General features: G+C 71.3%; 16 protein-coding genes. 3 read left to right on the forward strand and 13 right to left on the reverse strand.

Going from position 1 to position 17544, the window contains the following annotated elements:
* Complete coding sequence (locus tag ACIBK1_RS21125) at positions 1–1245, reverse strand: MFS transporter (RefSeq protein ID WP_396737078.1); 1245 nt, start codon at positions 1243–1245, stop codon at positions 1–3.
* Between the two features lie 58 nt (positions 1246–1303).
* Here ACIBK1_RS21125 and ACIBK1_RS21130 point away from each other — a divergent pair, with 58 nt between their 5' ends.
* From ACIBK1_RS21130 to ACIBK1_RS21140, 3 genes are all read left to right on the forward strand, one after another.
* Positions 1304–2284, forward strand: coding sequence for an ArsR/SmtB family transcription factor (locus tag ACIBK1_RS21130; RefSeq protein WP_030508474.1), 981 nt, complete (start codon positions 1304–1306; stop codon positions 2282–2284).
* A 30-nt stretch (positions 2285–2314) separates the two neighbouring features.
* Positions 2315–2860, forward strand: coding sequence for an XRE family transcriptional regulator (locus ACIBK1_RS21135; protein ID WP_030508473.1), 546 nt, complete (start codon positions 2315–2317; stop codon positions 2858–2860).
* A gap of 113 nt (positions 2861–2973) precedes the next feature.
* Positions 2974–3639 (forward strand): LysE family translocator, encoded by a 666-nt coding sequence (locus tag ACIBK1_RS21140; protein ID WP_396737082.1) that lies wholly within the window; start codon positions 2974–2976, stop codon positions 3637–3639.
* A gap of 3 nt (positions 3640–3642) precedes the next feature.
* Here ACIBK1_RS21140 and ACIBK1_RS21145 read toward each other — a convergent pair whose 3' ends face one another.
* From ACIBK1_RS21145 to ACIBK1_RS21200, 12 genes are all read right to left on the reverse strand, one after another.
* On the reverse strand, positions 3643–4929 hold the full coding sequence (locus ACIBK1_RS21145; RefSeq protein WP_030508471.1) for a thymidine phosphorylase: 1287 nt from the start codon (positions 4927–4929) through the stop codon (positions 3643–3645).
* A gap of 10 nt (positions 4930–4939) precedes the next feature.
* Positions 4940–5329, reverse strand: coding sequence for a cytidine deaminase (locus ACIBK1_RS21150; RefSeq protein WP_030508470.1), 390 nt, complete (start codon positions 5327–5329; stop codon positions 4940–4942).
* Complete coding sequence (locus tag ACIBK1_RS21155; RefSeq protein ID WP_030508469.1) at positions 5326–6597, reverse strand: ABC transporter permease; 1272 nt, start codon at positions 6595–6597, stop codon at positions 5326–5328. The genes ACIBK1_RS21150 and ACIBK1_RS21155 overlap by 4 nt, the downstream gene beginning before the upstream one ends.
* Positions 6598–6628: 31 nt before the next feature.
* Entirely contained in the window at positions 6629–7759 is a 1131-nt protein-coding gene (locus tag ACIBK1_RS21160) for an ABC transporter permease (RefSeq protein ID WP_030508468.1), read from the reverse strand.
* Positions 7756–9291, reverse strand: coding sequence for an ABC transporter ATP-binding protein (locus ACIBK1_RS21165; RefSeq protein ID WP_396737275.1), 1536 nt, complete (start codon positions 9289–9291; stop codon positions 7756–7758). The genes ACIBK1_RS21160 and ACIBK1_RS21165 overlap by 4 nt, the downstream gene beginning before the upstream one ends.
* Positions 9292–9392: 101 nt before the next feature.
* Positions 9393–10460, reverse strand: coding sequence for a BMP family lipoprotein (locus ACIBK1_RS21170; RefSeq protein WP_030508466.1), 1068 nt, complete (start codon positions 10458–10460; stop codon positions 9393–9395).
* 168 nt (positions 10461–10628) lie between these two features.
* Entirely contained in the window at positions 10629–11639 is a 1011-nt protein-coding gene (locus ACIBK1_RS21175; RefSeq protein WP_051761799.1) for a BMP family lipoprotein, read from the reverse strand.
* Between the two features lie 117 nt (positions 11640–11756).
* Positions 11757–13202 carry a serine/threonine-protein kinase gene (locus tag ACIBK1_RS21180; protein WP_396737087.1) on the reverse strand — a complete coding sequence of 482 codons (1446 nt, stop codon included), beginning with the start codon at positions 13200–13202 and terminating at the stop codon, positions 11757–11759.
* A gap of 89 nt (positions 13203–13291) precedes the next feature.
* Positions 13292–14533 (reverse strand): amidohydrolase, encoded by a 1242-nt coding sequence (locus ACIBK1_RS21185; RefSeq protein WP_396737090.1) that lies wholly within the window; start codon positions 14531–14533, stop codon positions 13292–13294.
* Between the two features lie 240 nt (positions 14534–14773).
* Positions 14774–15946 carry a glutamate--cysteine ligase gene (locus tag ACIBK1_RS21190; protein WP_030508462.1) on the reverse strand — a complete coding sequence of 391 codons (1173 nt, stop codon included), beginning with the start codon at positions 15944–15946 and terminating at the stop codon, positions 14774–14776.
* A 66-nt stretch (positions 15947–16012) separates the two neighbouring features.
* On the reverse strand, positions 16013–16213 hold the full coding sequence (locus ACIBK1_RS21195) for an SCO4848 family membrane protein (RefSeq protein ID WP_239104746.1): 201 nt from the start codon (positions 16211–16213) through the stop codon (positions 16013–16015).
* Positions 16214–16343: 130 nt separating this feature from the next.
* Positions 16344–17534, reverse strand: a complete 1191-nt coding sequence (locus ACIBK1_RS21200; protein ID WP_396737093.1) for an RNA-guided endonuclease InsQ/TnpB family protein — start codon at positions 17532–17534, stop codon at positions 16344–16346.
* Positions 17535–17544 lie beyond the last annotated feature (10 nt).

Consider the following 17544-nt stretch of genomic DNA (forward strand, 5'->3'; position numbering starts at 1 on the left):
CTACTCCCGGCCTCTCCGCGCGCCGAGCGGTCCCGTACGGCGGGACGCGCCGGCGCCCGTGACCGTGGCGGAGCGGACCTCGGTGGCCGTGCCGGCCCGCAGGCCGGGCGCCAGCGCGAGGGTTACCGCGACGGAGGCCACCGCCATCACGCCCATGGCGGCCGCGGGCGAGGTGAACTGGGCCACCGCCCCCGCGATCGCCGCGCCCACCCCCTGCATGGTGAGCACGCCCGACGACTGCAGCCCGAGCGCCTGCCCGCTCATCTCCTCAGGGGTGACGGACATGAGGCGTTCCTGGAGCAGCAGGCTGGCCGAATATCCGGCCGAGGCGAGCACGACGGCGGCGACCGCGACCGGCAGGGCCGGGTGGAGGAGGAAGACCAGGTACGGCACGGCGAGCAGCAACCGCAGCGGAGCGCTCAGCCGCTCGCGCCACCGCTTGGGCACGAACCGCCCCATCAGCGTGTCCCCCGCGAGCATCCCGGCGGCGGCGCAGCCGAACAGCAGCCCGGCGTGCCGGGAGTCGTAGGCGACGTACAGCGACTCGCAGCCCACGATCAGGCCGTTCGGCACCCACAGAGCGAGGTAGAGGCGGCGGCGCAGCCCTGACGACCAGAGCGCGCGGTTGATCCGCCAGGTCTCCGCGGGAGAGGGCCGTCCCTGCGCGCGGGGCGCGCGGGCGGCGAGCCCCCACCGGGCGACGGCCGCGGCGACGAGATACAACCCCGCCCCGGCGATCAGGGTGCCGCGCGGGGACAGCGCGGTCACGAGCACGCCTCCGGCGACGAAGCCGACGATCTGCTGCACGCCGACCGACATGCTGAGCACCGAGCGGCCGAGCAGATAGCCGTCCCTGGGCAGGATCTCGTTGAGCAGCCCGAACCGGACTCCGCCGCCGAGGGAGGCGGCGAGCCCCATGCCGAGGACGGCGGCGAACACCGCCCACAGCGGCAGCCCCGGCACGGCGAGCACGGCCGTGGCGGCGCAGTGGACCAGCGCCAGCGCCGTCATCGCGGCACGCGGGGGAAGCCGGTCGGCGGCCGACAGCAGCACCGTCGCCCCGAACACCTGCGCGAAGGACGCGCCGAACATGCTCAGGGCCGACAGCAGCGGCGACCCCGTCGCCCCGTAGACGAGGGTGCCGAGCGCCAGGCCGCTCACGGTCGAGGCCGCCACCTGCGCGGACGCGACGGTGAACAGAGGTGTGAACTCGGGGGTGCGGAACAGTTCCCCATATGTACGCATGACGGGAGCCTCGATCACCGCCGCGCTCCGCCGTTATTGTTTCGCGGGGAGGCGAAACATGGGCTGGTGGCTGATCAACGCCGACACTCTCGCGGAGAGCAGGTTCGTGATCTCTCCGCTGGCCGAGGCCACCGCATGCCTGTTCACCCTGGAGCGGGCGTCGGCCGCGCACCCGGGCGAGCGGGAGTGGCTCGACGCCCACCTGCCCGCCTACCGGTCCCGACTGGCCGGCGACCCGATCACCGCGCTGCTGCTGAGGGCCGCGCGGGGACGCAACTGGACCGCCGACTTCCTCACGCTCGCTCCGACCGGCGAGGGCGAGCCCGCCTTCGAGGAGGAACTGGCCCGCGTCCGCGCGACCCCGCCCGAGACCGCGCACGCGGACATCGAGGTGGCGCTGCGCGGCCCGTTGCCGGAGCCGCTGCGCCGTCCCGACCTGCCGGAGCGCGCGGCCGACCTGCTGGAGTGGGTGTGGACGCGCACCGTGCTGCCCGACTGGCCGCGCCGCCGGCGGATCATGGAGGCCGACGTCGTCGCCCGCGTGGGTCACATGAGTCAGGGCGGCTGGGCCGCCGCGCTGAACGACATGCGCAAGGGGATGCGCTGGCTCGGCGGCAACCGGCTGCAGATCAACACCTACGACTACCCGCCGAGGCAGATCGGCGGGGCGAGGCTGGTGTTCGTCCCGGTCACTCCCCGCCAGGCGTGGACCGCCTGGACGGCGGGCCGGCACTACGCCCTGATCTACCCCTGCTCGGGAACGCTGGCCGAGCCCGATCGGGCGCCGGTGCCCGAGGCGCTCGGCAGGCTGCTCGGCCCGGCGCGGGCGCGGGTGCTCGTGCTGCTCGCCGCGCCGAAGAGCACGACCCACCTCGTGGCGCTGACCGGCCAGGGCCTGGGGTCGGTGGGCCGCCACCTCAAGGTGCTCCTCGACTCCGGCCTCGTACGGCGGCGCAGGGCCGGGCGGTCGGTCCTGTACTACCGCACGCCCCTGGGCGACGCCCTCGCCGCGAACGACCCGGATAGCCGTTCGGTATAGTGAACGTCTGGTTCCATGTAAGATGCCATCATGAGCGGAGCGGCGGCGGCGATCGGTGCGCAGATCCGGCTGCGCCGGGCACAGCGCGGCATGAGCGCGGCCGAGCTCGCCCGCCGGGCCGGTCTCGGCAAGGCGACGCTGTCCAGCCTGGAAGCGGGCACCGGCAACCCGACGATCGAGACGCTTGAGGCCGTCGCCCTGGCGCTGCACATCCCCCTGACCGACCTGCTGACCAGGGACACCGACGCCGGTCCCGTCCACCTGCCCTCGACGCCCGCGGCCGCCGACGGCCCGACACGCGAACTGCTGCGCCGGATCGGCAGCGGCCACAGCCTGGAGCTGTGGCGGCTGCGCATGCCGCCGCACACCGACCTCGCCGGCGTCCCGCACGCGCCCGGCACGGTCGAGCACCTGCTCGTCGCCGCGGGCGAGGTCACGGCCGGCCCCGACGACGATCCGCGCCTCCTCGGGCCGGGCGATCTGCTGGCGTTCGCGGGCGACCGCCCGCACCGCTACCGCACCGGCGACGGCCCGGCGGACGTCACCGTCGTCATCGCCTCGCCCGTGGCCGGCTGAGCCGTGTTTCCCCCGCCGCCCTGACATCCCCGTCCGCCGCCGCCCGCACATCCCCCGCCTCTCCTGCCGAACCCGTCCACGGCCGGCCGAGCCCGGCCAGGAAGGACCCACCCATGTCGTGGTTGCCGTTGCTTCCCCTGCTCGGCGTCTGGATCCTGGTGGTGATGAGCCCGGGACCGGACTTCCTCATCGTGCTCAGATACTCGGCAGGCGGGTCGCGGCGCAGCGGCGTACGCGCCGCCGCGGGCGTCGTCACCGGCATCGGCGTGTGGGCGGTCGCCGGTCTGTTCGGCGTCACCGTGCTCGTCCAGCGGTACGAGTGGCTCTACACCACCGCCCGCGTCGCCGGCGCCCTGTTCCTCGTCGCGTTCGGCGTGGCCACCATCCGCGCCGCCCGCAGGCAGGCGCCCCCTGCCCACAGCGACACGGCCGACGGCGACACGGCCTCGGCCGACGACGCCGCCCCGGCCGTCAACCCGCACGGTCCGGGCAGGCTGCGCGAGTGGCGCGCCGGACTGCTGACCAACCTCGCCAACCCCAAGGCCCTCGTCTTCTTCGGCGCCCTGTTCGCCAGCCTGCTCCCGCACCGTACGGACCTCGTCATGCGGGCGGTCACGCTCGGCGCGATGCTGGCCGTGGCGTTCGCCTGGTTCTCCGCCGTCGCCTTCCTGGCCGGCAGCCCGTGGATCACCAGGGGCTACCGGCGGCTGAAGAAGCGGCTCGACCTGCTCACCGGCGGCCTGTTCGTCGGGATGGGCGCGTTGTTGATCCCGCGCTGACGCTCAGGCGGTGAGGCGGTCGATGACCAGCGGCAGCAGGTCCGCGCCGCCGTCCTCGCCGATCTCGTACGCGCCCTCCAACGCCTGGAGGGCCCGGTCGAACCTGGCGGCCTCGTCGGCGTACAGGGTCATCAGCGGGGCTCCGGCGCGGACCGTCTCGCCGGGCTTGGCGTGCAGGACGATGCCCGCACCGGCCGACACCGGGTCCTCCTTGCGGGCCCGTCCGGCCCCGAGCCGCCAGGCCGCCACGCCGACCTTGAGCGCGTCGAGTGTGCGCAGCGTGCCCGAGGCGGGGGCGGTGACCACGGCCGACTCGGCGGCCACCGGCAGCGGCGCGTCCGGGTCGCCGCCCTGAGCGGCGATCATGCGCCGCCAGGCGTCCATCGCCGAGCCGTCCTTGAGCGCCTCCTCCGGGTCCCTGGCGCCCGGGACGGCGGCGGCCTCCAGCATCTCCCTGGCCAGCCGCACGGTGAGTTCGACCACGTCGGCGGGGCCGCCGCCGGCGAGCACCTCGACGGACTCCTCGACCTCCAGCGCGTTGCCCACCTTCAGGCCCAGCGGCCGGTCCATCGCGGTGAGCAGGGCGACCGTGCGCACCCCGGCGTCGGTGCCGAGCTCGACCATCGTCCGCGCCAGCTCCCGGGCGTCGTCCACGTTCTTCATGAACGCGCCCGAGCCGGCCTTCACGTCGAGCACGAGCGATCCCGTGCCCTCGGCGATCTTCTTGGACATGATCGAGGAGGCGATCAGCGGGATCGACTCGACCGTGCCGGTGACGTCGCGCAGCGCGTAGAGCTTCTTGTCGGCCGGGGCGAGGCCCGCGCCCGCCGCGCAGACGACCGCACCGGCCGAGCGGATCACGTCCAGCATCTCGTCGTTCGACAGCGACGCCCGCCAGCCGGGGATCGACTCCAGCTTGTCCAGCGTGCCGCCGGTGTGCCCGAGGCCCCGCCCGGACAACTGCGGCACGTACGCGCCGCAGGCGGCGACCAGCGGGGCCAGCGGCAGAGTGATCTTGTCGCCGACCCCGCCGGTGGAGTGCTTGTCGGCCGTGGGCCGGTCGAGGGAGGACCAGTCCATCCGCTCCCCCGACCTGATCATGGCCTGGGTCCAGTCCGCGATCTCCCTGCGGTTCATGCCGTTGAGCAGGATCGCCATCAGCAGCGCCGACATCTGCTCGTCGGCCACCTCGCCCCGCGTGTACGCGTCGATCACCCAGTCGATCTGGGCGGTCGACAGCTCACCCCGGTCACGCTTGACGGTGATGACCTCGATCGCGTCGAACCCCACGCTTCCCCCTCTATCTCGACAGATCGTCGGGCCCGAAGGCGAACGGCAGGAAGTCGGCCATCCGCATCGGCCCGTCGGGCGTCTCCACCAGCAGGTCCCGCCCGCCGTGCTCGAACAGCAGCTGGCGGCAACGGCCACACGGCATCAGCAGCTCGCCGTGGCCGTCCACACAGGTGAAGGCCACCAGCCTGCCGCCGCCGCTCGCGTACAGCGCCGAGACGAGCCCGCACTCGGCGCACAACCCCACGCCGTACGACGCGTTCTCGACGTTGCAGCCGGTCACGACCCGGCCGTCGTCGACGAGCGCCGCCGCCCCCACGGGAAACTTCGAGTACGGCGCGTACGCGCGGGTCATGGCCTCGCGGGCCGCGACCCGCAGCGCCTCCCAGTCGATGCTCATTTCGCCTGCCCCCTTCGATACGGGACGCCGTCGGCCGCCGGCATGCGCAGCCGTTGCGAGGCCAGCGACAGCACCAGCAGCGTGGTCAGGTGGGGGGTGAACGAGGTGAACTGCTCCGGCACGGTGTCCGTCAGGGCGAACACCACGAACACCGCGATCGCCACGACCGCGGTGATCAACGCCGCGCCCCCGCGCCGCTGCCGTACGAGCTGGTAGACCGCCACGGCGACGAGCAGCAGCGCGACGACCAGCAGCAGCGCGTGCACCGAGATTCCGCCCTGCCGGAGCTGGAGCGCGTCGGTGTAACCGAACAGCGCCGCGCCGCCCGCGAGCCCGCCGGGACGCCAGTTGCCGAAGATCATCGCGGCGAGGCCGATGTAGCCGCGCCCGCCCGTCTGCCCGTCGCGGTAGATCCCCGCGGCCACGAGCGACAGGAACGCGCCGCCGAGCCCGGCGAGCACGCCGGAGACGATCACGGCGGCCCACTTGTACGCGTAGACGTTGACGCCCAGCGACTCCGCCGCGACCGGACGCTCGCCGCACGCCCGCAGGCGCAGGCCGAACGGCGTGCGCCACAGGATGTAGAACGACAGCGGCACCAGCAGGATCGCCAGGATCGTGAACCAGGACACGCCCTGGGTGATGCCCCGCAACACGCCCGCGAAGTCCGACAGCACGAACCAGTGCTTGGCCTCGACGGTCCGCAGCGGGTCGTCGAGGAAGCCCAGGCTCACCGTGCCCATCTTGGGCAGCGGCGGCGAGTTCTTCGTCCCGCCGCCCGGCATGCCGTCGAAGACGAGCTGGGACAGATACTGGGTGAAGCCGACGCCGACGATGTTGATCGCCACGCCGGAGATGATGTGGTCGACGCCGAAGGTCACGGTCGCGACGGCGTGGATCGCCGCGCCCAGCGCCCCGCCGACGGCGCCGGCGACCACGCCCGCCCACGGGCTGTGGAACTGGAGGGCGCCCCAGGCTCCGAACCAGGTGCCCAGCACCATCATGCCTTCGAGGCCGATGTTGACCACGCCGGCCCGTTCCGACCACAGGCCGCCGAGACCGGCGAGCCCGATCGGCACGGCGAGGCCGAGCGCGGCGCTGACCGTGCCCGCCGAGGTGATGTCGTTCGCCCCGGTCACCAGCCGCGCGATCGACAACAGCACCACGAGCCCGGCCAGGCCGAGCAGGAGCACCGGCGCCGACAGCCGGAAGCGCCGCGCGGGGGGCGTCTCGACCGGGCGTTCGACCGGGAGGTCCGTCGCCGTCATGCCGTCTCCTCGATTCCGTCCGGCCTCGTTGTCATGCCGCCGCCTCCGCCTTCGGCGCCTCCTGTGGCGCGGCGAGCTCGCGGCTGACCCTGCGCTGCTCCGCGACGATGCGGTAGCGGTGGACCAGCTCGTACGCGATGATCACGGAGAGCACGACGACGCCCTGCATGATCTGGACGATCTCCTTGGAGATGTCGAGCAGCTGGAGCTGGTTGGACGAGTTGTCCAGGAAGCTCCACAGCAGCGCGCCGACCGCCATGCCGACCGGGTTGTTGCGGCCGAGCAGGGCGATCGCGATGCCCGTGAAACCGAGGCCGGCCGGGAAGTTGTTGCTGTACTTGTAGGAGGCGCCGAGCAGCTCCGGCATGCCGATCAGACCGGCGACCGCCCCCGACATGACCATCGTGACGACGATCATCTTCTTCACGCTGACGCCGCTGGCCACCGCCGCGGACTCGGACTTGCCGGTCGCCCGCAGCTCGAAGCCGAACCGGGTGCGGTTGAGCACCACCCAGTACGCGATACCGAGCAGGACCGCGACCACGATGAACCCGTTGACCAGCACCGGCGTGCCGGCGATGAGCGGGATGCCCGGCATGTGCGCGTCGTCGGGGATGGGCCTGGTGCCGAGGTCGTTGCCGGTCAGCACGCCGAAGTGCTCGCTGACCAGCCACGAGCCGAGGCCGGTGGCGATCGCGTTCAGCATGATGGTCGAGATGACCTCGCTCACGCCCCGGTAGACCCGGAGCAGGCCGGCGATCGCGGCCCACAGCGCGCCGACGACCACCGCCACGACGATCACGAGGACGATGTTGAGCACGCCGGGCACCACGGCGGCGCCGCCGAGCCCGGCGGCGACCACGGCCGCGAGCCGATACTGGCCGTCCACGCCGATGTTGAAGAGGTTCATCCGGAAGCCGACGGCCACCGCGAGCGCGGAGATGTAGTACATGACCCCGGTGTTGAGGATCATGGCCATCGACCGCGGCTGGGTGCCGTACTCGGCGAGGGTGGTGAACGCCCCGACGGGATCGCTGCCCGCGATGAGCAGGACCACCGAGGTGATCAGCACCGCGAAGGCGACCGCGATGACCGGCGCGGCGACGGCGAGCCAGCCGCCGAGGCGCACCCGGCCGAGCAGCCGGTCGACGAACCCGTTCATACGCCCTCCCCGGCGCCGGTCATCGCCGAGCCCAGTTGCTCGGGGGTCACGTTCGCGGGATCGACGTCGGCGACGATCCTGCCGCGCAGGATCACCTTGAGCGTGTCGGACAGCCCGATCAGCTCGTCGAGGTCCGCGGAGATCAGCAGCACGGCCAGCCCGGCGGCGCGCGCGGTGCGCAGGTGGTCCCAGATCGCCGCCTGGGCGCCGATGTCCACGCCGCGGGTGGGATGGCTGGCGATCAGCAGCACGGGGTCGCCGCTCATCTCCCGCCCGACGATCAGCTTCTGCTGGTTGCCGCCGGACAGCGTGGCCGCGTCCACGTCGATGCCGGGGGTGCGCACGTCGTACTCCTCGACGATGCGCCGCGTGTCGGCCCGCGCGCCGGCGCGGTCGATCCACGGGCCCTTGACGTTGGGCCGGCGGGTCTGGTGGCCGAGGATGCGGTTCTCCCACAGCGGCGACTCGAGCAGCAGGCCGTGCCGGTGGCGGTCCTCGGGGATGTAGCCGATGCCGCCCGCGCGCCGCTTCAGGGTCGACCACTGGGAGATGTCGGCGCCGCCGAGCGTGAGCGCGCCGGCCTCGCAGGGGCGCATGCCCATGATCGCCTCGACGAGTTCCGCCTGGCCGTTGCCCTCGACGCCCGCGATGCCGAGCACCTCGCCCTTGTGGATGTCGAAGCTCACGTCGTCGACCACCGGCCGCCCGTCGCCGGTGCGCACGGTCAGGTCGCGTACGGACAGGGCGACGACGTCGGTGACGGTCGACTCGCGGGTCTCGGGGCTGGGCAGCTCGCTGCCGACCATCAGCTCGGCGAGCTTGCGGGAGGTCACGTCCTTGGGGTTCACGGTCGCCACGGTGGTGCCGCGCCGGATCACGGTGATCTCGTCGGCCACCCGGAGGACCTCGTCCAGCTTGTGGGAGATGAACAGGATCGTCAGCCCCTCGCGGACCAGGCCGCGCAGGTTGTCGAACAGCTCGTCCACCTCGTGGGGCACGAGCACGGCGGTCGGCTCGTCCAGGATCAGGATGCGGGCGCCCCGATAGAGCACCTTCAGGATCTCCACCCGCTGGCGGTCGCCGACCCCCAGGTCCTCGACCGGCACGTCCGGCCGTACGCCCAGGCCGTACGCGTCGGAGATCTCCTGGATCTTCTTGCGTGCGGCGGCGAAGTCGAGGGCGAGGCCGCCGCGGCGCGGCTCGCTGCCCAGAACCACGTTCTCCAGCACGGTCAGGTTGTCGGCCAGCATGAAGTGCTGGTGGACCATGCCGATGCCGGCGCCGATCGCGTCGGCGGGGGTGTGGAAGCCCACGGGCTTCCCGTTGACGCGGATCTCACCCTCGTCTGGACGCTGCATCCCATACAGGATCTTCATCAGCGTGGACTTCCCCGCTCCGTTCTCGCCGACGAGGGCGTGGATGTGCCCCTTGACGACGCGGAGGTGGATGTCGCTGTTGGCGACGACTCCCGGGAACCTCTTGGTGATCCCGGAAAGTTCTACTGCGGGTTCCGTAACGGTCGCGGCGGTAATGTCGGCCTCCTCCTCGCGGAGTGCCCGGTGACGGTCAAGTGATAGTGAGGGTAGAGCAAAGGGCCCGGGGCGGGTGCCTCCGGGCCCCTCGATTGCGCAGGTCAGGACGTCGGGACCGTGATCTCGCCGTTGATGATCTTCTGCTTGTACTCGTCGATCTTCGACTTGATGTCGTCGATCTTGCCGCCGGTCGTGGAGTAGTCCACGCCGCCCGCCTTGAGGTCGTAGACCGACGGGCCCGACTTGACCGTGCCGGTGGTGTAGTTCTTCAGGAAGTCGAAGACCGCCACGTCGACCTTCTTGATCATCGAGGTGATGATCACGTCCTTGAAGTCGGCGTACGCCGGGAGCGCCGCCTGGTCGGAGTCGACGCCGATCGCCATCGCGTTGGCGGCCTTGGCCGCCTCGAAGACGCCCGCGCCCGAACCGCCGGCCGCCTGGTAGACCACGTCCGCACCGGCGTCGTACATGCCCTGCGCGGCCGTCTTGCCCTTGGCCGGGTCACCGAAGCCGCCGAAGTCCGGGGGCTGGGTGAGGTACTTGCTCTGGATCTTGATGTCCGGCTTGACGGCCTTCGCACCGGCCTCGAAGCCCGCCTCGAACTTGTGGATCAGCGGCACGTCGACGCCGCCCACGAAGCCGACGTTGCCCTTCTCGGACTTCATCGCCGCCGCGGCACCGACGAGGAACGACCCCTGCTCCTCGGCGAACATCAGATTCGTGATGTTGTCGCCCTTGGCCGCGTCGTCGTCCACGATGGCGAACTTGACGTCCGGGAACTCCTTGGCGACCTTCGCCACGGAGCCGGAGTAGGCGAAGCCCACGGCGATGACCGGGTTGTAGCCCCCGGACGCGAGCAGGCGCAGCCGCTCCTCCTTCTGGGCGTCGGTCTCGCCCTGGGTGGCCTCCAGCTCCTTCTTCTCGACCTTGAGCTCCGACTCGGCCTTGTCCAGGCCGGCCGCGGCCGCGTCGTTGAAGGAACCGTCGCCGCGGCCACCGATGTCGTACGCCAGGCCGACCTTGACCTGGGAGGCGGCGGGCGCGCTGGACGCGTCTGCCGAGGCTCCGGTCGTGGTGGTCTCGTCGCTACCCCCACACGCCGCGGCGGCCATGAGCAAGGCGCCGCTCGCTGTGGCGGCGGCCAGTTTGCTAACTCGATTGCGGAGCAAGGTCGTGACTCCCCTTCCGTTCCCCGCCCGTCTGACTCTCGTCGCACGCACGCAGGAACGCACGGCAACCCTGCACGGAAGATAGTTGTTTGACCTGCATAGACCAAACCCGCGCACGAGTCCGCAACATGTCCGTTATTGAGACCAGTCCGCACCGTGACCAGGGGGTCAGCCTGGGGAAACCTTGACCCGGCCGTGGATGATCTCCTGCTTGAGCTGCTCCAGGCGCGGCTGGATGTCGGTGATGTGGCCGCCGGTGAGGCTGTAGTCGACGCCGCCGCGCCTCAGGTCGTACACGACCGGGCCGCTGGTGACGGTGTGGTCGGCGACACTGGCGAGGTAGTCGTAGACCGCGACGTCGATCCTTTTGATCATCGAGGTAAGGATCACGTGGCGCACGGCCGGGTCGGCGCTCTTGGCCTGGTCGTAGTCGACGCCGATCGCCCACGCCCCGGCCTTGTCCGCCGCACGGAACACCCCCGCCCCCGAGGCCCCGGCCACCTGGTAGACCACGTCGGCGCCCGCCCGGTACATGCGCTGCGCGGCCTTCCGTGCCTTGTCCGGCCGATCGAAGCCGCTCAAATCGTGGGGGGCGGTGAGGTAGGCGATCCTGATCCGCGCCCGCGGCTTCACATGCTTCACGCCCTGGACGTAGCCGACCTCGAACTTCCTGACCAGCGGCGAACGGTTGCCCCCGACGAAACCGACGTCCTCGGTTTTCGACTTCATCGCCGCCACCGCGCCCATCAGGAACGAGCCCTCCTCGGAGGCGAACAGCAGGTTCGTGATGTTGGGGCCGGACACCGTCGGCTCGTCGACGATCGCGAACCGGGTCTTGGGGAACCTCGGCGCGATCCGCGCCAGCGCCGGCGCGTACGAGTAGCCGACGGCGATGACCGGGTCGTAGCCGGCCTCGGCGAGCGCCCGCACCCGCTCCACCTTGCGGCCCGCCGGCTCGCCCGGCGCGGCCTCGACCTCCCGCACCCGCAGACCGGTCAGGTTGCGCTTGGCCTCGTCGACTCCGGCCGCCGCGGCGTCGTTATACGACTGGTCGCCCCGCCCGCCGATGTCGTACATGAGCCCGACCTGCAGCGGGCGGGTGCGCGGCGACGTCGTACTCACCACGCCGCCGCATCCCGCGACGACGGTCACGGCGGCGACGACGGCGCCCGCGATCACCGCCCGGAATGTCCGCAATCGGACCCCCAACCCGGAATGACCCCATGTGCGGGATACCCACTGGACGCGCGAGAGAACGCGCCACACAAAGGCCCTGACAGATTTATCCCATTTGAGTCAATTCGTACGGGTAAGGGATCCCGAGTATCGGGCGTCCTGTTCCCCTTCGCGTGTCACCGCGAAGTCGGCCGCGCTCTCGCCCCGCCATGTGATCGAGACGCTTCCGGGATAACAGGCGTCGCCCTTCACCTGGTCGAGGCTCAGCACGAGCACCTCATTCGACCCGCTCGCGGGGGTGAGACGGCCGGAGCAGTGCAGGTCGGCGCCCCACCTCATCCGCGCCGGGGCGGCCAGACGGATCTCGACCGGGAAGACACGGCCGGCCGAGGGATAGCGGGCGACGCCCGTCCACGTGCCGCCGGGCTGCACGGATTCGCGGGCCGTCAGGACCCACGCGGCGCCCGCCGCGACGGCGACCGCGACGAGGGCGGCGAGCGAGGCGATGGCCACGCGCGCTCGCCCGCGACCGCGCCCACGGGTCCCGGCCTGCTCAAGGCCGGTCGGCCCTGGACCGACCGGCAGTCCGGTGGGATCAGGGCCGGTGGGATCAGGGCCGGTGGGATCAGGGCCGGTGGCATCAGGGCTCGTCGGCTCGGTGTCGGCCCCCGGCAACGTGTCCTCCACCTCTCGCCGTGGCCGCGCCGTGGAGCCGGATAAGTTCGGCGCGGTCAGGCCCCGCGCCGCCTGGCCCGGCCGCCCGGCGGACCGGTCGAGCAGGGCGCTCAGCACCTGTCCGGCGTCCGGCCTATCGGCCGGCTCCGCGGCCAGGCACGCCACGACGAGGTCTTTCAGCAGGCCGGTGAGCGGCCCGAGGTCCGGCGTGCCGTACAGGATGCGGGCCATGACGGCCGCGTGCGTGTCACCGGTGTACGCGTGCCGTCCGCTCGCCGCATAGGCGAGCGTGAGCGCCCAGCAGAACACGTCCGCCGCCGGTCCCGCCGGCCGTCCTGCGAGCTGCTCCGGCGCGATGTAGGCCGGGGTGCCGACCAGGCTTCCCGTCGTCGCGGTGGCGTCGGCGAGGCGGGAGATGCCGAAGTCGACGACCCGCAGCCCGTCGGAGCCGAGGAGCACGTTGCCCGGCTTGAAATCACGGTGGACCACCCCAGCCCGGTGGATCGCGGCCAGCGCGGTCGCCGTCCCCACGGCGACCCGGTCCAGGTCGCCGCCCGTCCGCGGGCCCGCCGCCGTCACGTGCTCGCGCAGCGACGGCCCGTCGACGTACTCGCTCACGATGTACGGCCGGTCGCCGTCGAGGTCGGCGTCGAGGACCTGCGCGGTGCAGAAGGGCGCGACCCGGCGCACCGCCTCGATCTCACGGGCGAAGGCGCGCCGGGCGGAGGTGCCGTCGACCCGGGCGTGCAGGAGCTTCACGGCCACCGGCCCGCCCGACCCGGCGGCGCCGCGGAAGACGACGCCCTGGCCGCCCACGCCGAGGCGGCCGTCGAGCCGGTAGCTCCCGAGTTGCCGGGGATCCTCGGGACGCAGGGGGGAGACGTCGGGCACGGCGGCGTACGGCTCAGCGTGCTCGGCCGGTTGGGCGGTCGAGGTTCACCGGGCGCGGGTTCGGTGGGCGCGAGTTCATCAGGCGCGGATCAACGGGCGCCGCCCCACAGCGCGGTCAGCGCGGTGGCGGCCATGACCTTGACGCCGATCCCGATCGCCCTCTCGTCCACGTCGAACAGCGGCCGGTGGATGTCGACCTCGTCGACGACCCCCGGCGGCCGGGTGCCCAGCCGGGCGAGCGCGCCGGGCACCGACTCGAGATACCAGGAGAAGTCCTCGCCGCCGAGGCTCTGCGGCGTGGGCACGGCCGCCCCCTCGCCGATGATCTGGGTGACCGCGTCGTGGAGCATCTGGATGCTGGTGGCCTCGTTCACCGTGGGCGGCGTGCCGCGCCGGTAGTCGATCTCGGCGTCCACGCCGTACGCGCCGGCGACCGAGTCGAGCAGGGCCTTGACCATGTCGGGAGCCTGGTGCCAGGCGTCCTCGTCGAGCGACCTGACCGTGCCCTGAGCCACCCCGACGTCCGGGATCGCGTTCGCCACCGAGCCCGCGGAGATCTGGCCCCACACGAGGCTGAGGCTGGAGCGCGGGTCGACGCGGCGGGACAGCGCGGCAGGCAGCTCGGTGACGATCTTGCTGAGCGCGTAGACGAGGTCGACGGTCAGGTGCGGCCGGGCGGTGTGCCCGCCCGGGCCCGCGACGCGGATGCGCAGGCTGTCGCAGGAACCGGTGATCGGGCCGGTGCGCAGGCCGATGTGACCGACGTCGAGGCGCGGATCGCAGTGCACCGCGAAGATGCGGTCGACCTGGTTCAGGCCGCCGTCGCGCATGACCTCCAGCGCGCCGCCCGCGACCTCCTCGGCGGGCTGGAAGATCAGCCGCACCCGGCCGGGGAGCGCTCCCGCGTCGGCCTGCGACGCCAGGAACAGCCCCGCGCCGAGGACGATCGAGGTGTGCACGTCGTGGCCGCAGGCGTGGCACGCGTTGGGGTTCGTGGAGCGGTAGGGGACGTCCTTCTCGTCCTCCATCGGCAGCGCGTCGATGTCGGCGCGCAGGGCGACCGTGGGCCCCTCGTCGCGGCCGAGGTCCACCCACAGGCCGGTGCCGCGCGACAGCGGGTGCGGGGTGAGCCCGGCGTCCGTCAGCCGCTCAGCGATCTTCTCTGTCGTGCGATGCTCGCTGAAGGCGATCTCCGGATGCGCGTGTACGTCGCGCCGGAACTCGATCAGCTCATCGTTGTGCTCGCGAAGGAATTCCGCCAGCTGCCCGGCCAGGCCGTTGCTTCCTGGCACGGCCGCGTCCGGCGTTGCGAGCTTCGATGAGGTGGCCACGGGGTCTTCCCTTCTCCGGTGCGCCGTCCCGCCACGGATCGCCGGATCGTCCATATGATCACGAAAAGTCACGAAAAAGCCCAAAAGGGTCGCGCGGGCGTGTCTCGCCTCCACCGACCCTTCATTCACAATCCTTCCATGCCGCGACCCTCCGATACGCCGGATTGCCCAGTATTTACACCGGGCACCGCGCGTTGTCAGAACTGAGGCACTGTTACCGGACATATCAGGCCTACCCCGTCAGGTGGCCGATTGTCCGATCTCGCGGTTGGGGTTCGAGGTGACGAACCTGTCCTCGGCGAGCTCGATCACCGTTGCGTCGACCACGTCCTGGAGGGTCCCTCCGTCGGCGAGGATCGCCCGCTGGCGCTCGGATGAGCTCCCCTGCTCCAGCACCTCGGTCACGACCGCCAGTTCGTCGGCACAGCCGAGCCGCTCGGCGACGGGTTCGAGTTCACGCTGAAGTTCATACAATACGTCGCGCATCGGCGCCGTGGAGCCATGGTCGTCGGTGATGACGTCCGCGTCGAGGCCGTAGCGCGTGGCGCGCCACTTGTTGTCGCGCACCACCCACGCCGCGGGGTGCGGCAACTTGTATCCCCGGTCGAGCTGCTGATCGAACTGCTGCACGAGGCACTGGGTCAGCGCGGCCACCATGCCCACCTCGCGCGGCGTCGGGATGCCGTCGAACATCCGCACCTCGATGGTGCCGAAGTCGGGATGCGGCCGGATGTCCCACCACACCTCCTTGATGCTGCGGATCGTGCCCGCCCGCAGCAGCGTGTCCATGTACTCCTCGAACTCGGCCCAGTCGGCCAGCAGGTGCGGCGGCCCGGCCGTGGGCAGCGAGCCGAAGACGATGGCCCGGCTCGACGCCAGCCCGGTGTCCTGCCCTCCCCAGTAGGGGCTGGAGGAGGTGAGCGCGAGGAAGTGCGGCAGGTATGCCGCGAGGGCGTTGACGATCGGAATGACCTTGTCCCGTTCCTTGACGCCCACGTGGACGTGCACGCCGAACGTCTGGATCCGCCAGGCGAGCCACTGCAGGTCCTCGACCAGCTCCACGTAGCGCTGGCTGGGGGCGTAGACCGCGTCGCGCCAGTCGCTGATCGCGTGGGTCCCCGTGCAGGCGAGCGCGATGCCGCGCGGCTCGACGGCCTCGGTCAGCCGGCCGATGCTCTTCTTCAGGTCCTGCACCGCCTCGGCCACGGTGTGGCAGACGTCGGTGACGATCTCGACCTGCGACTGCATGAGCTCGTGCATGGCCTTGGGCCGCTGTCCCTCACTGAGATCGGGAACCGCGCCGAGCACCTCCTTGGCGTCCTGGCGGAGATGACGCGTATGCCGGTCGACGAGCTGAAGCTCCCACTCCACGCCGAGGGTCGCGCCACGCGAGGGGTTGAAGTCGATCGCCAAAGCTTGCCTCCATCACGTTCGGTCCCTGCCGACCTGTGGGTCGCAGCGGACAAGGTCGTTCCAGGCTCAGGCCCTACCCTTCATCCATCCCCGCACGCCGACCGCCCCCAGCGCCAGTGCCAGGAGGATGTTCACCGCGATGAGTACGCCGTGGACGACGTAGAAGGACGTCTCGTGCCCGTCGGCGAGATTGAAGCCGAGGTTGATCCATTCGAAGATCATGAAAACGGCGAGTGCCACAAGAAAGATCGATACACGTCTCGTCATGTCCACAGTATCGGCGGCCGCCTGCGTGGCCCTGTGGCATATGGGGCATATGTCGCTTCATGCGAAGGCAGTCGAGGGCTAGGCTGAGCGACCTGTGACTCCTCCGCTCCCTGAAGGGAGCGGCTTCTCGCTAAGCCGCTTCCGCCGCGTCGCGAAGGGCAAGCCCTGCCCTGAGAATGTTCTTGGCCGCGTTCACGTCGGCGTGCGCCTCGTGGCCGCACACCTGGCATCGGAACTGGGCTTGGGTGAGGCGGTTGTCCTTCGCGCAGTGCCCGCAGCGCGAGCAGGTGCGGGAGGTATTGGCGGGGTTCACTGCGATCAGCTCTCGACCGGCGCTTTCAGCCTTGTGCGCGAGCACACGCAGGAACACCCCCCAACCCGCATCCAGGATGCTCCGGTTCAGCCCCGACTTGGCCGCGACGTTCCGCCCAGGCTGGACGATCGTGCCAGCGGCCGAGCGGGTCATGTTCACGATCCGCAGATCCTCATACACGATCACGTCATAGTCGCGGACCAGCGCGAGCGCCGCCTTGTGCGCGCCGTCCAGGCGCTGACGGCGCACCTTCGCGTGCAGCGCCGCCACCCAAGCAACGGCCTTACGCCGCCGCCTGGACCCCCGCTTCTTGCGGGCGAGAGCCCGCTGGGCCGCCGCCAGACGGCCAGCGGACGCGGCCAGGTGGCGCGGGTTGTCCAGGGGGTCACCGTCACTGGTCGTGGCCAGCGACGCCACGCCCATGTCCAGGCCCACGGCCGCACCCGTCTGCGGAAGCGGCTCGGCAGGCACATCATCGCAGGACAAGATGACATACCAGCGATTGCCTTCCCGCTTGACGCTGATCGTCTTCACCCTGCCGCGCACCGGGCGGTGCCGGTGCACCCGCACGTGGCCGATGCCCTGCAATCGGACGTAGGCCGTGGAGGGGTGTTCGGGCTGGGAGTCCCACCGGCAGCCGTCGCCGTCCTTGGGCCACTCGACTGTGTCGAACCAGCCGCGCCCCTTGAACCTGGGGAATCCCGGCGTGCGGCCCTCGCGGACCCGTGTGAAGAACGCCGCGAACGCCTTGTCCAATCGCCGCAGCGTGGCCTGCTGAGAGGAGAACGACCACCGGCCCTGACCCTCGGCGTCATCGGCACGGATGTGCTTCAACTCTGCGGACTGGTCACCGTACCGAACCGTCACCCCCGCCTTGCGGTAGGCGGTGCGCCGGTGCTCCAAAGCGGCGTTGTAGAGGACCCGGTGATCCTCAAGGCAAGCGGCGAGCGAGGCGGCCTGGTTGCTGGTGGGGCGCAGCAGGAATTTAAACGACCGGCGCACACCCACCCCTCGCTCT

This window comes from Microbispora rosea, from assembly GCF_044460045.1.
Taxonomy (GTDB): domain Bacteria; phylum Actinomycetota; class Actinomycetes; order Streptosporangiales; family Streptosporangiaceae; genus Microbispora; species Microbispora rosea.